15 protein-coding genes are annotated in these 16,298 nt (G+C 73.7%); 8 read left to right on the top strand and 7 right to left on the bottom strand.

Going from position 1 to position 16,298, the window contains the following annotated elements:
• The first annotated feature begins 13 nt into the window (after window positions 1-13).
• Window positions 14-685, top strand: a complete 672-nt coding sequence (locus tag IF88_RS0115605) for a DedA family protein (RefSeq protein WP_030711448.1) — start codon at window positions 14-16, stop codon at window positions 683-685.
• Window positions 682-1,377: an ankyrin repeat domain-containing protein gene (locus IF88_RS0115610; protein ID WP_107050548.1), complete on the top strand. Its 696-nt coding sequence runs from the start codon at window positions 682-684 to the stop codon at window positions 1,375-1,377. The genes IF88_RS0115605 and IF88_RS0115610 overlap by 4 nt, the downstream gene beginning before the upstream one ends.
• Here the strand turns inward: IF88_RS0115610 and IF88_RS0115615 are convergent.
• Complete coding sequence (locus IF88_RS0115615) at window positions 1,374-1,919, bottom strand: gamma carbonic anhydrase family protein (RefSeq protein ID WP_030711451.1); 546 nt, start codon at window positions 1,917-1,919, stop codon at window positions 1,374-1,376. The genes IF88_RS0115610 and IF88_RS0115615 overlap by 4 nt on opposite strands.
• Window positions 1,920-2,062: 143 nt before the next feature.
• Between IF88_RS0115615 and IF88_RS0115620 the strand changes: the two genes are divergently transcribed.
• Window positions 2,063-2,827: an acyltransferase gene (locus IF88_RS0115620; RefSeq protein WP_030711452.1), complete on the top strand. Its 765-nt coding sequence runs from the start codon at window positions 2,063-2,065 to the stop codon at window positions 2,825-2,827.
• Between the two features lie 28 nt (window positions 2,828-2,855).
• On the opposite strand, the gene IF88_RS0115625 is transcribed toward IF88_RS0115620, so the two are convergent.
• The gene (locus IF88_RS0115625) at window positions 2,856-3,722 is read right to left on the bottom strand and encodes a DMT family transporter (protein ID WP_030711455.1); all 867 of its coding nucleotides are present in this window, start codon (window positions 3,720-3,722) and stop codon (window positions 2,856-2,858) included.
• A 107-nt stretch (window positions 3,723-3,829) separates the two neighbouring features.
• On the opposite strand from IF88_RS0115625, the gene IF88_RS0115630 reads away from it, so the two are divergent.
• Window positions 3,830-4,438: an XRE family transcriptional regulator gene (locus IF88_RS0115630; RefSeq protein ID WP_051836929.1), complete on the top strand. Its 609-nt coding sequence runs from the start codon at window positions 3,830-3,832 to the stop codon at window positions 4,436-4,438.
• Here IF88_RS0115630 and IF88_RS0115635 read toward each other — a convergent pair.
• Window positions 4,435-4,839, bottom strand: coding sequence for a CoA-binding protein (locus IF88_RS0115635; RefSeq protein WP_030711458.1), 405 nt, complete (start codon window positions 4,837-4,839; stop codon window positions 4,435-4,437). The two genes, IF88_RS0115630 and IF88_RS0115635, sit on opposite strands and share 4 nt — an antisense overlap.
• Before the next feature lie 106 nt (window positions 4,840-4,945).
• On the opposite strand from IF88_RS0115635, the gene IF88_RS0115640 reads away from it, so the two are divergent.
• The 3 genes from IF88_RS0115640 to IF88_RS0115650 all read left to right on the top strand — a co-directional run bounded on the left by IF88_RS0115640 (window position 4,946) and on the right by IF88_RS0115650 (window position 9,834).
• Window positions 4,946-5,572: a YigZ family protein gene (locus tag IF88_RS0115640; protein ID WP_030711459.1), complete on the top strand. Its 627-nt coding sequence runs from the start codon at window positions 4,946-4,948 to the stop codon at window positions 5,570-5,572.
• Between the two features lie 84 nt (window positions 5,573-5,656).
• Window positions 5,657-6,826, top strand: coding sequence for an exonuclease SbcCD subunit D (locus tag IF88_RS0115645; protein ID WP_030711461.1), 1,170 nt, complete (start codon window positions 5,657-5,659; stop codon window positions 6,824-6,826).
• A complete protein-coding gene (locus IF88_RS0115650) occupies window positions 6,823-9,834 on the top strand; it encodes an AAA family ATPase (RefSeq protein ID WP_030711463.1) in 3,012 nt (1,003 codons plus the stop codon). Before IF88_RS0115645 ends, IF88_RS0115650 begins: the two co-directional genes overlap by 4 nt.
• Here IF88_RS0115650 and IF88_RS0115655 read toward each other — a convergent pair.
• A complete protein-coding gene (locus IF88_RS0115655; RefSeq protein WP_030711465.1) occupies window positions 9,824-10,270 on the bottom strand; it encodes an Lrp/AsnC family transcriptional regulator in 447 nt (148 codons plus the stop codon). The two genes, IF88_RS0115650 and IF88_RS0115655, sit on opposite strands and share 11 nt — an antisense overlap.
• 95 nt (window positions 10,271-10,365) lie before the next feature.
• Here IF88_RS0115655 and IF88_RS0115660 point away from each other — a divergent pair, with 95 nt between their 5' ends.
• On the top strand, window positions 10,366-10,881 hold the full coding sequence (locus tag IF88_RS0115660) for a rhodanese-like domain-containing protein (RefSeq protein ID WP_030711467.1): 516 nt from the start codon (window positions 10,366-10,368) through the stop codon (window positions 10,879-10,881).
• 153 nt (window positions 10,882-11,034) lie between these two features.
• On the opposite strand, the gene IF88_RS0115665 is transcribed toward IF88_RS0115660, so the two are convergent.
• From IF88_RS0115665 to IF88_RS0115675, 3 genes are all read right to left on the bottom strand, one after another.
• Window positions 11,035-12,738 carry a DUF885 domain-containing protein gene (locus IF88_RS0115665; protein WP_030711469.1) on the bottom strand — a complete coding sequence of 568 codons (1,704 nt, stop codon included), beginning with the start codon at window positions 12,736-12,738 and terminating at the stop codon, window positions 11,035-11,037.
• Window positions 12,739-13,152: 414 nt separating this feature from the next.
• Window positions 13,153-14,583, bottom strand: coding sequence for a GNAT family N-acetyltransferase (locus tag IF88_RS0115670; RefSeq protein WP_030711471.1), 1,431 nt, complete (start codon window positions 14,581-14,583; stop codon window positions 13,153-13,155).
• Window positions 14,584-14,720: 137 nt separating this feature from the next.
• Entirely contained in the window at window positions 14,721-16,280 is a 1,560-nt protein-coding gene (locus IF88_RS0115675) for an alkaline phosphatase D family protein (RefSeq protein WP_037806052.1), read from the bottom strand.
• Window positions 16,281-16,298: the final 18 nt, after the last annotated feature.

Genomic DNA, 16,298 nt, shown 5'->3' on the forward strand with positions numbered 1-16,298 from the left:
GGAGGACGTACCGGTGCACATCCAGGAATGGCTGGAGACGATTCCGGCGGTCAGCATCTATCTCCTGGTGGGTCTGGTCATCGGGCTGGAGAGCCTCGGCATTCCGCTGCCGGGCGAGATCATCCTGGTCAGCTCGGCGCTGCTGGCCTCACAGCACGGCGAGATCGACCCCGTGATCCTGGGGCTCTGCGCGATCACCGGAGCAATCGTGGGGGACTCGATCGGCTACGCGATCGGGCGCCGGGGCGGCAAGCCGCTGCTGGAGAAGCTGGGACGGCGCTTCCCCAAGCACTTCGGCCCGCAGCAGGTGGCGCTGGCGGAACGCTCCTTCGACAAGTGGGGCATGTGGGCCGTCTTCTTCGGGCGGTTCGTGGCGCTGCTGCGGATCTTCGCGGGGCCGCTCGCGGGCGTGCTGCACATGCCGTACTGGCGGTTCCTCGTCGCCAACGTCCTCGGCGGGATCCTCTGGGCGGGCGGCACCACGGCCGTCATCTACACGGTCGGCATCGTCGCGGAGCCGTGGCTGAAGCGGTTCTCCTGGCTGGCCCTGGGCCTCGCCGTGCTGTTCGGCCTCGTGGTGACCCTGGTGGTGCGCAGTCGGATGAAGAAGGCGGCCGCCGAGGCGGGCGCGGCCGCGGCCGAGATCCCCGCGCAGTCGGAGGCCCGGGCGACGGTCGGCGAGTGACGGCGGCGGAGCGGCCGGAGCCCGACTGGTCGACCGAGGGCCGGGAAGACCACTACCACTCGCTGGTGAACGGGCTCGGACGCGCCGCCGAGGCCGGGGACACGGACCTGGTGCGGCGCCTGCTGGCCGGGGGAGCCGAGGTGGACGCCTGGGTCCAGGGCGGCCGCAGGGCGCTGGACCTGGCGGTGTGCGCGGGGCACGCGGACATCGTACGGCTGCTCCTCGCCGCGGGCGCCGACCCCCGGCACGTCGCCGGGCCGTACTACGAGTCGGGGCTGCTGTCGCTGGCGGCGATGAACGGTCACACGGACGTCGTACGCGCCGTCCTCGACGCGGGCGTCGACCCGAACGGTCCGGAGGGGAAGCTCCACCACGTGCCGCTGATCCTCGCGGCCACCACCGTGGAGGGCGGATACTCGGAAACCGTGGACCTGCTGCTGGAGCGGGGCGCCGACATCGAGGGGCGGATGAAGGGCAGTACCGCCCTCGACTGGGCGGCCGCCTGCGGATACCCCGCGATGGTGGAGCAGCTGCTCGCGCGCGGCGCCGCGGTCGCGAAGCAGACCGTGCTGGGCGCGATGGCGGGCCGCAAGCGCAACGCGGACGGCGGCATCAGACACGGCTGGCGCGACCGCGACCCGGAGTACGCGGCCGTCCTGTCCGCACTCCGGGTCGTGTGGGAGACCCGTTAGCCCTCCACGGTGACCGAGGCGCGGTGCTGCTTGGCCAGCTCCACGTACATCAGGGCGTTGATCCGGATGTGCTCGCGCTCCTCCTCGGACAGCTCGCGGCGCACCTTGGCCGGGACGCCCGCCACCAGCGAGCCGGGCGGCACGACCATGCCCTGCGGGACCAGCGCCTGCGCGGCGACCAGCGAACCGGCGCCGATGACCGCGCCGTTCAGCACGGTCGCGCCCATGCCGATCAGGCAGTCGTCCTCGACGGTGCAGCCGTGCACGACGGCGTTGTGGCCGATGGAGACCCGCTCGCCGATCGAGACCGGGAAGCCCGGGTCCACGTGGACCGTGCAGTTGTCCTGCACGTTGCTGTCGGCCCCGAGCGTGATCGGGCCGCAGTCGGCGCGCAGCACCGCCGAGTACCAGATGCTCGCGCCGGCGGCGAGGGTGACGTCGCCGACCACGACCGAGGTGGGCGCGGTGAAGGCCGTCGGGTCGATGTCCGGGTTCTTGCCGCCGACACCCGCCACGAGTGCCTGGGCCGCCTGGTGCGTCATGTTCTCTTCCTCTGCCGTCTGGATGTCGTCCGGGTGCCGCGCCAACAGCACCGTAGGGCACGCGGTCCGGCGTGGCGGCGATGGGGTGAAGATCACAGGATGGTGGTCCGGACGACCGCCGCCCGGCGCATTACCGTGGCCGGGTGCCGAAAAAGCAGAACACGTTCTCATCTCTGACGGCCCTGCGCCGCCGGCTGGCGAGCCGCGCGGTCCACACCGGCTGGCGCTGGATGCAGCGGGCCGGCGCGGTCACCGCGCAGACCCCCGGGCCCCTGCGGTTCGGGGCGATCGGCGACGGCACCCGGCTCGCCTTCCCGCAGGGCACGATCTTCGGCGAGCCCTGGATCCGGCTCGGCGGGCACTGCATCATCGGCGAGCAGGTCACCCTGACCGCCGGGATGATGCCGGACCTCGACCTGGGCACGGAGCCGATGCTGGTGCTCGGCGACGGGGTCGTCATCGGCCGGGGCAGCCATGTCATCGCCGACGCCCGGATCGCCATCGGGTCGAACACCTTTTGCGGTCCCGGGGTCTACATCACGTCCACGAACCACAGCTACGACGATCCGCACGAGCCCGTCGGCCGGCAGTGGCCGCGCAGCGCGCCCGTGGAGATCGGCCCGGGGTGCTGGCTCGGCACCGGCGCGGTGATCCTGCCGGGCGCGCGACTGGGCCGCAACGTCGTGGTGGCCGCGGGGGCCGTCGTACGGGGCGAGGTGCCGGACCACGCCGTGGTGGCGGGCGCGCCGGCACGCATCGTGCGGCGCTGGGAGCCGGAGACGGGCTGGCAGCCGCCGCTGCGCACGCCGGCGCCGGTGCCGATCCCGGACGGGATGACCCCGGAGCAGCTGCGCGGGCTGGCCCGGCTGGCGGAGGCGGAGCAGGCGGGGGTCGAGACGGCCGGCTAGGCGTCTCCCCGGGGTCTCTGGGGGCGGGTCAGCCCGCGGCCAGGAGGACCGTTCCCGCCAGGGCCAGGCCGGCGCCCGCCGCCTGGATGCCGCGCAGCCGTTCCTTGAGCACGGCGAAGGCGGCGAGCGCGGTGACCACCGGGTAGAGCGAGGACAGTACGGCGGCCAGCGTGACCGGGCCGCTCTGGGCGGCCAGGGAGTACGTGCCGTTCGCCGCGACGTCCGCGAGGCCGACGAAGGCCAGGGCGGGCAGCAGCCCCCACAGGATCCGCGAGCCGGTGCCCGCGGGCAGGGCCGGGACGCCGCGCCGGGACTGCGTCCACAGGGCGGCGCCGCCCACGGCGACGTTGGTGACCCGCTGGACGAACAGTGCGAGGAACAGCCCGGTGAGGGTGGTGGACGCCTGCGCGATCAGGGCCATCACCGCGCCGAACCCGAAGGCCGCGACCAGGGTGAGGACGACGGCCCGCCGCTGGACGGGCGCGCCGCGCAGCTCCGGGCCGCCCGCGAGGACGATGCCCACGACGGCCACCGCGATGCCCGCGAACTGGCCGGGGCCGGGCCGCTCGCCCAGGACCAGACCCGCGGTGACGGGCACGACCACGCCGAGCGAGCCCAGCGGGGAGACCACGCCCATCGGGCCGAGGGCCAGCGCCTTGTAGAAGCTGAGCATCGCGACCGGCCCGACCAGACCGGCGCCGACCGCGAACCACAGCTGCGGTCCGGCCTCCCGCCAGGCGCCGGTGCCGAGGACCACCCCGCCGAGCACGAGGACCGCGAGGACCTGCGAGACGACGACCACCGTGAGCGCCGGTATCCGGCGGGTCAGCAGCCCGCCGCCGAAGTCGGCGAGGCCCCACAGCACGGCTGTGGCCAGGGCGAAGAGGGCGGTCATGGACGGGCCTCGCAGTACAGTGCAGTGAACGCCGGAGTGCAGCATCGAACACAGAACACGGTAGTGCACTCCATTGGACCGTGTCATCCAAAATATTGGACGGAATGGTGTCGGATCTCGAACAGCTCACCCAGGCGCTCGCCCGGAACCTCAAGCGGTGGCGCGGGGAGCGCGGTTTCACCCTGGACTCCCTGGCGGCCCGCGCGGGAGTGAGCCGCGGGATGATCATCCAGATCGAGCAGGCGCGTACGAACCCCAGCGTGGGCACCACGGTCAGGCTGGCCGACGCGCTGGGCGTGAGCATCTCCGCGCTCCTCGACCACGACAGGGGCCCGCAGGTCCGGATCGTCCCGCCGGACCAGGTCGTACGGATCTGGTCCAGCGAGGCGGGCAGCTCCACGACGATGCTGATCGGTACCGACGAGCGCGGGCCGATGGAGCTGTGGACCTGGCACCTGGTGCCGGGCGAGGGGACGGACTCCGTCCCGCACCCCTCCGGCACCATCGAGATGCTGCACGTCACGGCCGGTGAGCTGACGCTGGTGGTCGGCGAGGAGGAGTTCCGCGTACCGGCCGGAGCCGCGGCCGCATTCGAGGCCAACCTCGCGCACTCCTACCGCAACGACGGCTCCGTACCGATGGAGATGACCCTCGCGGTGTCGGTCCCCCCGGTCTCGGCGCCGCTGCCCGCGCACACGCACGGGGGCCGGGCCTAGAGCGCGGGGATCTCGATCGCGGGGCAGCGGTCCATGACCATGGTCAGCCCTGCCTCGCGGGTCCGGGCGAACGCGGCCTCGTCGATCACGCCGAGCTGGAACCAGACGGCCTCCGCGCCGATGGCGGCCGCCTGGTCGGCCACCGGGCCGGCCAGCTCGCTGTTCACGAAGACGTCGACGACGTCCACCTTGAACGGGATCTCCGCCAGCGAGGCGTACCCGGGCTCGCCGTGCACCGTCTCGGCCTTGGGGTGTACGGGGATCACGCGCTTGCCGAACCGCTGGAGCACGCGCGCCACCCCGTAGGCCGCCCGGTCCTGGTTGTTCGAGAGGCCCACCACGGCCCAGGTGTCGCCGAGCTCGGTGAGGATCTTGCGGATGGTTGCCGGGTCGCCGTACACGGGCGCCGCCTCCTGTGGTTCTCGTCCGTCGTTCGAGTCTGCTGCCGTTGCCGTTCAGCCTGGTCAACCGAAAGGACACATGTCCGATTCCCCGTAGGGTGGAGCGGTGAAGGCAGACCAGTACGCGACGGTCGCCCGCGAGGGCGTGCACGAGTCCGAGATCAACCGCTCGCGGTTCCTGTGCTCGCTCGCGCCCGCCGCGACCGAGCAGGAGGCGCAGGAGTTCGTCGCGCGCATCCGCAAGGAGCACCCCACCGCCACGCACAACTGCTTCGCCTACGTGATCGGCGCCGACGCCTCCGTCCAGAAGGCCAGCGACGACGGCGAGCCCGGCGGCACCGCCGGGGTCCCGATGCTGCAGATGCTCGTGCGCCGCGACATCCGCTACACCGTCGCCGTGGTCACCCGCTACTACGGCGGCGTGAAACTCGGCGCCGGCGGTCTGATCAGGGCCTACGGCGGGGTCGTCGGCGAGGCCCTCGACGAGCTCGGCACCGTCACCCGGCGCCGCTACCGGCTGGCCACCGTCACCGTCGATCACCAGCGGGCCGGCAAGACCCAGAACGACCTGCGCGCCACCGGCCGGACCGTGGTGGACCTGCGCTACGGCTCCGCGGTGGAGATCGAGGTCGCCCTCCCGGAGGCGGACCTGCCCGCCTTCGAGGCCTGGCTCGCCGACAGCACGGCGGGCACCGCCGGCCTCACCCTCGGCGGAGAGACGTACGCGCCCTGAGCGCCCCGGGGACGGGTTAGCGTAGAGGGGTTCAGCGAGCGGGAGACGACCAGGGGGAGACGGCATGCGCGGCGGGGCCGGCGAGTGAAGTTCCTGCACACCTCGGACTGGCACCTTGGCCGGGCCTTCCACCGGGTGAACCTGCTCGGCGCCCAGGCCGCCTTCGTCGACCACCTCGTCGAGACCGTCCGCGAGCGCGAGGTCGACGCCGTCCTCGTCGCCGGCGACGTCTACGACCGGGCCGTGCCCCCGCTGCCCGCCGTCGAGCTGTTCGACCGCACCCTGCACCGGCTCGCCGACCTCGGCGTGCCCACCGTGATGATCTCCGGCAACCACGACTCCGCGCGCCGGCTCGGCGTCGGCGCCGGGCTGATCGACCGGGCCGGGATCCACCTGCGGACCGACCCGGCCGGCTGCGCCCACCCCGTCGTCCTGGCCGACGCGCACGGCGAGGTGGCGCTGTACGGGCTGCCGTACCTGGAACCGGCCCTGGTGAAGGACGAGTTCAGCGCGGACAGGGTCAGCCACGAGGCGGTACTGGGCGCGGCCATGGACCGGATCCGGACCGACCTGGCCGCCCGCGCGCCCGGCACCCGCTCCGTCGTCCTGGCACACGCCTTCGTCACCGGCGGGCAGCCCAGCGACAGCGAGCGCGACATCACCGTCGGCGGGGTCGAGGCCGTGCCCGCCTCGGTCTTCGACGGAGTGGACTACGCCGCCCTCGGCCACCTCCACGGCTGCCAGACCATCAACGAACGGGTCCGCTACTCCGGTTCCCCGCTCGCGTACTCCTTCTCGGAAGTCCACCACCGCAAGACCATGTGGCTGATCGAACTGGGCGCGGACGGGGAGATCGCCGGCGCCGAGCGGATCGACACCCCCGTACCGCGCCCCCTCGCACGGCTGCGCGGACGCCTCGACGACCTGCTGGCGGATCCGGCGCACGCGGTGCACGAGGACGCCTGGGTCGAGGCCACCCTCACCGACCCGGTACGCCCCGACGACCCCATGGCCCGGCTCGCCGCCCGCTTCCCGCACACCCTCAGCCTCGCCTTCGACCCCGAGGGCCGCGAGGAGGAGTCCGGCTCCTCCTACGCCCAGCGGCTGCGCGGCCGCAGCGATCAGGAGATCGCCGAGGACTTCGTCGCCCACGTGCGCGGCGGCGGCCGGGCGGACGAGGCCGAACGGGCCGTCCTCCAGGGCGCCTTCGACGACGTACGGGCCGACGACAGCCGTCAGGAGACCCACCGATGAGGCTGCACCGGCTGGCGGTCACCGCCTTCGGGCCCTTCGCCGAGCCCCAGGAGATCGACTTCGACGCCCTGTCCGGCGCCGGGATCTTCCTGCTGCACGGGCCCACCGGAGCGGGCAAGACCTCCGTGCTCGACGCCGTCTGCTACGCGCTCTACGGCTCCGTGCCCGGCCCCCGCCAGGCCCCCGGCACCAGCCTGCGCAGCGACCACGCGTCCGCCGGGACCCCCACCGAGGTCACCCTCGAACTCACCGCGGGCGGCCGCCGCCTGGAGATCACCCGCCGCCCCGAGCAGGAGCGCCCGAAGAAGCGCGGCACCGGCACCACCAAGGACAAGGCACAGAGCCGGCTGCGCGAGCACACCGGCGGGGGCTGGGAACCGCTCAGCCGCTCCCACCAGGAGATCGGCGAGGAGATCGAGCAGCTGCTCGGCATGAGCCGCGAGCAGTTCTGCCAGGTCGTCCTGCTGCCGCAGGGGGAGTTCGCGAAGTTCCTGCGGGCCGACGAGGCCGCCCGCGGCCGGCTCCTCGGCCGCCTCTTCGACACCCGCCGCTTCGCCGCCGTCGAGGCCCTGCTCGCAGAGCGCCGCCGGGCAGCCGAGGCCAAGGTCCGGGCCGGCGACGAGAAGGTGCTGCACACCGCGCAGCGGCTCGCCCAGGCCGCCGGGGACAGCGCCGACCTGCGGGCCTGGCCGCTGCCCGGACACCAGCCCGGGGATCCCGGGCTCGCCGACGCGATCCGCGCCTGGGCGGCCGTCGCCCGCTGCTCGGCCCGGGAACGGCTGGACGTCGCCGAGTACGCGCTCGCCGCCGTCGAGAGCCGCCACCACAGCGCCCGGCGGGCCGCCGAGGACGCGCGCGAGCTCGACCGGCTCCAGCGCCGGCACGCGGAGACCGTCCGCCGGGCCGCCCTGCTCGCCGAGGCGGAGCCCGAGCGGGAGCGGGTGCGCGATCTCCTGGACCGGGCCCGGCGCGGCGCCCTGGTCGCCCCCGCCCTGGAACTGCGCGGCGCCGCCTCCGCCGCCCACCTCGCCGCCGCGCACGCGGAGGCGGCCACCCGCGCGGAACTCCCGACGCAGCTGAAGGAGGCGGGCACCGAACAGCTGGCCGCCGTGGAACAGCGGCTGCGCGAGGACCTCGGCGCGCTCGGCGCCGCCCACCGGGCCGAACAGCGCAGCTCCGAGATCGGCCGCGAGCGCGCCGACCTGGAACGGGAGTCCCGGGCCGCCGAGGAACAGCACCAGGAGTCCGCCGAGTGGCTGGAGCGCTGGGAGGCGACCCGGACCGCCCTGCAGGAGCGCGTGGACGCCGCCCAGCAGGCCGCCACCCTCGCCGAACAGCTCGCGGGCCGGCTGGAACCCGCCCGGATGCACCTCAATGCCGCCCGCCGCAGGGACGAGCTCGCCGCGGACGCGGACCGCGCCGAGGCCGAACTGCTCACCCTGCGCGAGGACTCGGCCGCCGCCCGGGAGCGCTGGCTGGAGCTCAAGGAGGCCCGGCTGCGCGGCATCGCCGCCGAACTCGCCGAGGCCCTGGTGGCGGGGGAGGCCTGCACCGTGTGCGGGTCCGCGGAGCACCCTGCTCCGGCCCGCCCGGCCCCCGGCCACGTGGACCGCGCCGCCGAGGACGCCGCCCACGGCCTCTTCGAGCGGGCCGAGCAGGCCCGGGCCGCCGTCGAACGCCGGCTCGCCGCCGCCCGGGAGGCCCGCGCCGAGGCCGCGGCCGCCGCCGGGGACGCCACCACCGCCGAACTCCTCGCCCTCACCTCGGACCTGAGCGCCCGGCATGCCGCCGCCCACGCGGCGGCCGCCGGACTGCACTCCGCCCGCGAACAGCTCGCCCGCGCCGAACGGGAGCACGCCACGCGCAGCTCCGAGCGGCAGGGCGCCGAGACCCGGGCCGCCGCCAGGGCCTCGCGCCGCGAGGCCCTGGGCCGGGAACAGGCCGCCCTGGAGGCCGAACTGACCCTCGTACGGGACGGCGCCCCCACCGTCGCGGCCCGCGCCCGCACCCTGGAGGACCGGGTCCGGATGGTCTCGTCCGCCGCCGGGGCGCTGCGCCGCGCCGAGGGCACCGCCGCCCGGCTGAAGGAGGCCGACGACCAGCTCGCCGACGCCGCCTTCAAGGCCGGCTTCGACACCATCGAGGCCGCCGCCGACGCGGTGCTCCCCGAGTACGAACGCACCGCGCTCCAACACCGGCTGGACGCCTGGCAGACGGAGGAGGCCCTCCTCGCGGACCGCCGCGGCGAAACCGGCGCCGCCGAAGCGGCGGCACTGCCCCCGGCCGAACCGGAGCGGGCCGAGGCGTACGCGGCCCGGGCCGCGGCGAGGCTTCGTACGGCGGGGTCGGCCGCCGACGCGGCCCGGGAGCGCTGCAGGGAGCTGGACCGCCTCTCCCGGCAGGCCGAGCAGGAACTGCGCGCGCTGGGCCCGCTGCGGGAGGCCTACGACCGCGTCGCCCGGCTGGCCGGACTCACCGCGGGCACCTCCGCCGACAACGAGCGCAAGATGCGGCTGGAGGCCTACGTGCTGGCGGCCCGCCTGGAGCAGGTGGCCGCCGCCGCGACGGTACGGCTGCTGCGCATGTCCGGCGGCCGCTACACCCTGGTCCACTCCGACGCGCGGGCGGGCGGACGCGGGCGCTCCGGCCTCGGCCTGCACGTGGTCGACGCCTGGACCGGCAGCGAGCGGGACACCGCCACCCTGTCGGGCGGCGAGACCTTCTTCGCCTCGCTCGCCCTCGCGCTGGGCCTCGCCGACGTGGTCACCGACGAGGCGGGCGGCATGCGCCTCGACACCCTCTTCATCGACGAGGGCTTCGGCAGCCTCGACGACCAGGCGCTGGACGAGGTGCTCGACGTACTGGACTCGCTGCGCGAGCGGGACCGCAGCGTCGGCATCGTCAGCCACGTCGCCGACCTGCGGACCCGGGTCCAGGCCCAGTTGGAGATCGTCAAGCAGCGCGGCGGCTCCGTCGTGCGCCACCGCACGGCGGCGCTCACGGACTGAGGGGCCTCCTGGGCAGGGGCGAGGAGTAGACGATGCTCGTCGTGACCGCACCGAGGCCGGAGATCCGGCCCGTGACCTCCTCCAGGTGCCCCATCGAGCGGGCCGCGACCTTGAGCACGAAGCAGTCGTCCCCCGTGACGTGGTGGGCCTCCAGGATCTCGGAGGTGGCGTCCAGGAAGTCGTGGAACGGCTTGTAGTTGCCGTGCGGATAGCGCAGCCGCACCAGGGCGAGGATCGACTTGCCGAGCTTCTCCGGGTCCACCACGGCCGTGTAGCCGGTGATGATGCCGGTCTCCTCCAGCCGGCGGACCCGCTCGGTGACCGCGCTCGCGGACATGGACACGGACCGGGCGAGCTCGGTGAAACTGGCGCGGCCGTCCCGCTGGAGGACTTCGAGGATGCGCCAATCGGTGGCGTCAGGGGAATAGTCGGTCATGGTGCAGGTCTAGCAGGGGATTCCCCGGCAGGACAAGGAAAGGGCCGGGGAAAGTCGCTTCCGAGAAGTGATCAACAAATCGTAGATTTCTTGCCATGACGACGACGAAGAACACCGCCACCGCCACCGCCACCGCCAACCCCGTGCTCCGGGTGCCTCCGGCCTCCCCGGCCGCGGCCGCCGCGTACTTCGCCGCGAGCCTCGCCTTCCACGCGGACGTCTCGGACGTCGCGAGCGCCTTCAAGGCCCACCGGGAACAGGGCGTCGAGCTCGGCTTCCAGCTCATCGACTCCCGCTCCACCCCGTCCTGGGACCAGGCCCACGTGCCCGGAGCCATCCACCTGCCGACCGCCCTCATCCCCGAGCAGGCCGAGCGGCTCCTCGACAAGAACGTCCCCGTGGTGACGTACTGCTGGGGCCCGGGCTGCAACGGCGGCACCCGCTCCGCCCTCGCCCTCGCCGAACTCGGCTTCCAGGTCAAGGAGATGCTCGGCGGCATCGAGTACTGGATCCGCGAGGGCTTCGAGGTCGAGACCTGGCAGGGCAGCCAGCAGCGCGCCGAGGCCGACCCGCTGACCGCGCCCACCGACTCGGACGACTGCGGCTGCTGACGTGAGCGCCTTACGAGGCGTGAGCGCTTGCCGAGGCGTGCGAGGGGTCCGCGGCCCATGTGGCCTACGAGGCCCACGCGGACGGGCCGCTCGTCCCCCGGGGGAGACGAGCGGCCCGTCAGTCGTTCGTAGCGGACGGCACGAGCCGCGCCGTCAGAGCTTCGACAGCTCGTCCACCAGGTCGTCCAGCCCCAGCGAGCCCTGCGACAGCGCCGCCATGTGCCAGGCCTTCAGGTCGAAGGACTCGCCGTGCGCGGCCCGCGCGTTCTCCCGGCCCAGCAGCCAGGCGCGCTCGCCCAGCTTGTAGCCGATAGCCTGCCCCGGCATCGACAGGTAGCGGGTCAGCTCGCTCTCGATGAAGTCCGCCGGCCGGCCGCTGTGCAGGCCGAAGAACTCCTGAGCCAGGTCGACCGTCCAGTTCTCGCCCGGGTGGAACGGAGAGTCGTCCGGGATCCGCAGCCCCACGTGCATGCCGATGTCCACGATGACCCGCGCCGCGCGCATCATCTGGCAGTCCAGGTAACCCAGGCGCTGCTCGGCGTCCTTGAGATAGCCCAGCTCGTCCATCAGCCGCTCCGCGTACAGGGCCCAGCCCTCGCAGTTGGCGCTGACCCAGCCGACGGTGGCCTGGTAACGGGACAGCTGGTCCGCCACGTGCGTCCACTGCGCGAGCTGCAGGTGGTGGCCCGGCACACCCTCGTGGTACCAGGTGGAGACCAGGTCGTAGACCGGGAAGCGGGTCTGGCCCATGGTGGGCAGCCAGGTGCGGCCCGGGCGGGAGAAGTCCTCCGAGGGGGAGGAGTAGTACGGGGCCGCGGGGCCGCCCGGCGGGGCGATCCGGGACTCCACCTTGCGGACCCGCTCGGCGAGTTCGAAGTGCGTGCCGTCGAGGTTCTCGATGGCCTCGTCCATCAGGCCCTGCAGCCAGGCCTGGACCTCGTCCACGCCCTCGATGTGGGTGCCGTGCTCGTCCAGGTGCTTCAGCGCCTCCCAGGGGCCCACGCCCGGGAGGATCTTGGCGGCCTCGGTCTTCATCTCGGCGAGCAGCCGGTGGTACTCCGCCCAGCCGTAGGCGTAGGCCTCGTCCAGGTCGAGGTCCGTGCCGTTGAAGTAGCGCGACCAGCGGGCGTAGCGCTCGCGGCCCACCGTGTCCGGCTTGTCCTCGACGGCCGGGGCGTACACCGCGCTCAGCCAGTCGCGCAGTTCGACGACGGCGGCGGTGGCGCCGGCGGCGGCCGCGTCCAGCTCGGCGCGCAGGGCGTCCGGGCCGGCGGAGACGAACTCCTCGAAGAAGGCACCGCCCTCGCCGCCCTCACCCGCCCACGCGCCGAGCTGGCCGATCATGGTCGTGGTGGCGCGCGGGCCACCGTACAGGCCGCGCTCCAGGCCGAGCCCCAGGCTCTCGCGGTAGCCGGCGAAGGCGGCCGGGACGGCGCGCAGGCGCTCGGCGATCGCCGCCCAGTCCTCCTCGGTGTCGGAGGGGGTCAGGGTGAAGACCTCGCGGACTTCGTGCGCGGGACCGTGGATGTTGCTGACGGCGCACAGGTGCTCGTCGGCCTCGTGGACGGCGAGCTCGGCGCTGAGGCGCTCGCGCAGCAGACGGGCGCAGCGGCGCTCGGCGTCGCTCTCGGCACCCGGCAGCGCCTCGGCGGCGTCGAGGCGGGCGAGCGTGTCGCGGGCCAGCTCGGCGACGGCCGCGCGACCCGCCGGCGAGAAGTCCGGAAGCTTGCTGGAGCTCGCGGCGACACCGAGGTAGGTGCCCGTGATCGGGTCGAGGGCGATGAGGGCATCGACGTACGCGTCGGCCACCTGGCGGGGCAGTTGAGGTGCGCTGCCGTTCTGGAGGATCTCTGACATGCGGCCATCTTCGTATGTGGGACGTGCTCCCGTCATCACAGATTGCCGTCAGCCTTCCGACGTGGACCGGGGCCGGCCCCGGCGGGTGTGCGGGAGGAGGTCAACCAGCTCTCTGCGCAGGCGAGTTCGCGCCGTGTGGGCGGGGCGGTCGGGGGCCGGAAGACCCGGAGTTCGGCCGGATCGGAAGGACCGCGGACGCTCTCCATCCGGATTGCCGGTCGTGCCGTTACAGGCGGTTCGTACGGGCTTCCGGCGATCCGGCCCGGACCCGGCGAAGGCCGGCCCGCGGCGGTCCGCGGGCCGGTTCGCGCCGGTCCTGACCGGTCCTGACCGGTCCTGACCGGTCTGGGCCGGTCTGGGCCGGTCTGGGCAAGTCTGGTCAGGTCTGGGCCGGGTGCTCGGGGCGACGGGGCTTCAGTGCGGGCGGCGCGCGGCGGCCTGCTGGTCGCGCCCCAGCTCGTAGGGCAGGCGCGAGCTGACCGGGGTGGCGTCGAGCCGGGCGGTGATCACCAGGGTGCCCTCCTCGATCTGGTAGTCGAGGGGGAGGCCGAGGCCGCGCATGGCGGCGACCATGCCGGTGTTGGCGGCCTGCGTGACGGCGTACACGCTGTCGCAGCCGGCCTCGACGGCCATCGCGATGAGCCGGCGCAGCAGCTCGGAGCCGATGCCGCGGCGCTGCCAGTCGTCCTCGATGAGCAGGGCGACCTCGGTCTCGTCGCCGTCCCACAGCAGGTGGCCGAGGGCGACGAGCTTCCCGGAGGCGGTGGTGGCGGCGAGGGTGCGGCCGAAGCGGGGGCTCAGCAGGTGGCCGAGGTAGCGGTCGGCGTCGACGACCGGCCCGTGGTAGCGCAGCCCGAGGGTGCGCTCGGAGCAGCGGTCGTGCATGGCCCGGGCCGCCGCCTGGTCGGAGCCGTCGGCGCGGCGCACGGTGATCTCGTTGCCCTCGGGCAGGGTCAGCACGTCCTGGCTGCGCGGGACGCGGGGGCCGAGCCGGGCGTCGAGCTCGACCAGGGCGCGGGCGCGGGCGAACTCGGTCGGGGTGAAGGGCAGGTAGGGACGCTCCACGGTGATCGCGCCGCCCGAGGGGTCGCACAGCCGCATGACGGTGGCCTCCAGGACCCCTTCGACGGGCGCGTCCGCGCCGAGGTTGGGGCGGCCGGAGAGGGTGGTCGCCGGAATCGAGTGGATGGTGCAGCGGCCGAGCAGCTGGCGCAGCGCGAGGGGGAGCTCGGCGGCGTCGAGGGCGGTGCGGGTGGCCAGGCCCAGGACGCGGGTCGGGGTGTCGACGAGGTCGTGGGCGTCGGCCCGCTCGATCCACGTGCTGTGGCCGCCGGCCCCGGAGATGGCGCGGGTCAGATCGGCGGAGGCCAGCTGCTGCGGGGCGCGCAGCAGGAACTCGTCGACCGTGCCGCCCTCGGGCAGCGGGTGCGTCTGGAGGGTCAGGATGTCGACGCCGCTGCGGGCGAGCGCGGTGCAGACGGCCGCGAGGGAGCCGGGCTCGTCCCGTACGGTCGTGCGCATCCGCCACAGGCTGGTGGTGGCGGTCGCCGTCGCGGTCGGGCCGGAGGCGGCGGCCGGGGGCGACGTCGGATCACTTGGCGCTGTGCTCTGCGGCGGCGGCGCATGGCTGTGCCGCCGCGCCCACCAGGTGTGGAACGCCGCGGTCACCAGGAGTGCGATGGCCGAGGCGACCAGCAGGATCGGGCCCCTCGGACCGTGCACGACGAGATTGGCGATGGCGTCGGCGACCGCGACGGCGCAGAACAGGGCGGCGAGTTCGACGAGGTCGCGGCGCCAGTGGTGGCGGTGGGGACGCTGGGCGGAGGCGAGGCTACGGTCAGTCATGCACACCACTGTGGCTCAGGGGTGTTGCGTGATCACGAACGGTCTGTGACCGACTGGTTAAGTGTCCGTCTGGCCGATTTCATCCAGTTTTCCGAGCCATTTCCGGAAACGAGGGGGTGAGCCCCCGGGCCCGCGCCCTACTGGCCCACGCGGCCGGGCTGGAGCGTCCTGGTGAACAGTACGCCGCCGCCCTGGCGGCGCAGCCGGACCGTGAGCTCCCCGCTGCCGCCGTCGATGTCGACCTCGCCGTAGTACGGAGGGTTCTCCGACGGCGACATGTTGGCGAAGGGGGCCGACTGGACGTACGCCGTCTCCGGGCCGAAGGTGGCGTCGAGCCGCCCGGCCGGGAAGCCGCCGGCACCGATCGGGCCGGACACGAACTCCCAGAACGGCGCGAAGTCGGTGAAGGCGGCCCGTTCGGGCGCGTAGTGATTCGCGGCGGTGTAGTGCACGTCGGCGGTGAGCCAGATGGTGCCGGTGATGCGCTGGTGCTTGATGTGGCGCAGGAGTTCGGCGATCTGGAGCTCCCGGCCCAGCGGAGCGCCCGGGTCGCCTTGGGCGACCGCCTCGAAGTTCGCGGTCCCGTCGGGCACGACGATGCCGAGCGGCATGTCGGCGGCGATGACCTTCCAGGTGGCGCGGGAGCGGGAGAGCTCGCGTGTGACCCAGGCCAGCTGTTCGGGGCCGAGGATGCCGATGGGGTCCTCGGTCCGGGTGCCGGGGGAGTTGGCGTCGCGGTACGTGCGCATGTCGAGCACGAAGACGTCGAGCAGCGGGCCGTACCGCATCACCCGGTACATCCGGCCCTCGGCGCGGCCGCCGCGCAGGTCGGTGACGGGGAAGTACTCGCCGAAGGCCTGGCGGGCGCGGCCGGCGAGGGTGTCGGCCTCCTTGACGGTGTAGCGGGGGTCGTCGATGAGCTGGCCGGGGTACCAGTTGTTGCGCACCTCGTGGTCGTCCCACTGGGCGAGGACGGGGACCTGGGCGTTGAAGGCGGTGAGGTTGCGATCGAGCAGGTTGTAGCGGAAGTTCCCGCGGAACTCGGCGAGCGTCTCGGCGACCTTCGCCTTCTCCTCGGTGGTCACGTTGCGCCAGAGGCTGCCGTCGCGCAGGGGTACGGACTCCTTGATCGGCCCGTCGGCGTAGATCGTGTCGCCGCTGAAGAGGAAGAAGTCGGGGTTGCGCAGCCGCATTTCGTCGAAGACGCGGTAGCCGCCGAGGTCGGGGTTGATGCCCCAGCCCTGGCCCGCCAGGTCTCCCGACCACAGGAAGCGCACGTCGTGGCGGCGGGAGACGGGGGTGGTGCGGAAGGTGCCGTGGACCGGCTCGGCGGTGCGGCGGGGATCGTCGGGGTCCGCCAAGACGACGCGGTAGTGGATCTGCTGCCCGGGTGGGAGGTCGCGCAGGACGGTGGTCCCGGTGAAGTCGCTCGACGGGCCGAGCAACGGGCCGCGGTGGCGGCGTACGGCGTAGCGGAACGCCTCGCTCGGGGAGGTCTCGACGTACATCCGCGCGAGGCGGTCGGAACGGGTCCAGACGGCGGCCGAGTGGGCGGTGATCTCGCCGGACTGGACGCCCCAGAGCGCCTTCGGCCGGTCGGAGCGGGCGAAGGCGGGGGCGGCGAGTGCCGGAGCGGCGAACAGTGCGGAGGACAGGGCGAGGGAACCCCCGATGAGGGTCCGTCGGGTGTGCGGCATCGATGCCATCGGTGCGTC

Origin of the sequence: Streptomyces sp. NRRL F-2580, from assembly GCF_000720115.1 — a bacterium.
GTDB lineage: Bacteria > Actinomycetota > Actinomycetes > Streptomycetales > Streptomycetaceae > Streptomyces.

Excerpts from the sequence above, each read along its gene's own strand:
- IF88_RS0115615 (WP_030711451.1), bottom strand. The coding sequence starts at position 1,919 with ATGACGCACCAGGCGGCCCAGGCACTCGTGGCGGGTGTCGGCGGCAAG.
- IF88_RS0115625 (WP_030711455.1), bottom strand. The coding sequence starts at position 3,722 with ATGACCGCCCTCTTCGCCCTGGCCACAGCCGTGCTGTGGGGCCTCGCC.
- IF88_RS0115660 (WP_030711467.1), top strand. The coding sequence starts at position 10,366 with ATGACGACGACGAAGAACACCGCCACCGCCACCGCCACCGCCAACCCC.
- IF88_RS0115655 (WP_030711465.1), bottom strand. The coding sequence starts at position 10,270 with ATGACCGACTATTCCCCTGACGCCACCGATTGGCGCATCCTCGAAGTC.
- IF88_RS0115650 (WP_030711463.1), top strand. The coding sequence starts at position 6,823 with ATGAGGCTGCACCGGCTGGCGGTCACCGCCTTCGGGCCCTTCGCCGAG.
- IF88_RS0115665 (WP_030711469.1), bottom strand. The coding sequence starts at position 12,738 with ATGTCAGAGATCCTCCAGAACGGCAGCGCACCTCAACTGCCCCGCCAG.
- IF88_RS0115670 (WP_030711471.1), bottom strand. The coding sequence starts at position 14,583 with ATGACTGACCGTAGCCTCGCCTCCGCCCAGCGTCCCCACCGCCACCAC.
- IF88_RS0115675 (WP_037806052.1), bottom strand. The coding sequence starts at position 16,280 with ATGCCGCACACCCGACGGACCCTCATCGGGGGTTCCCTCGCCCTGTCC.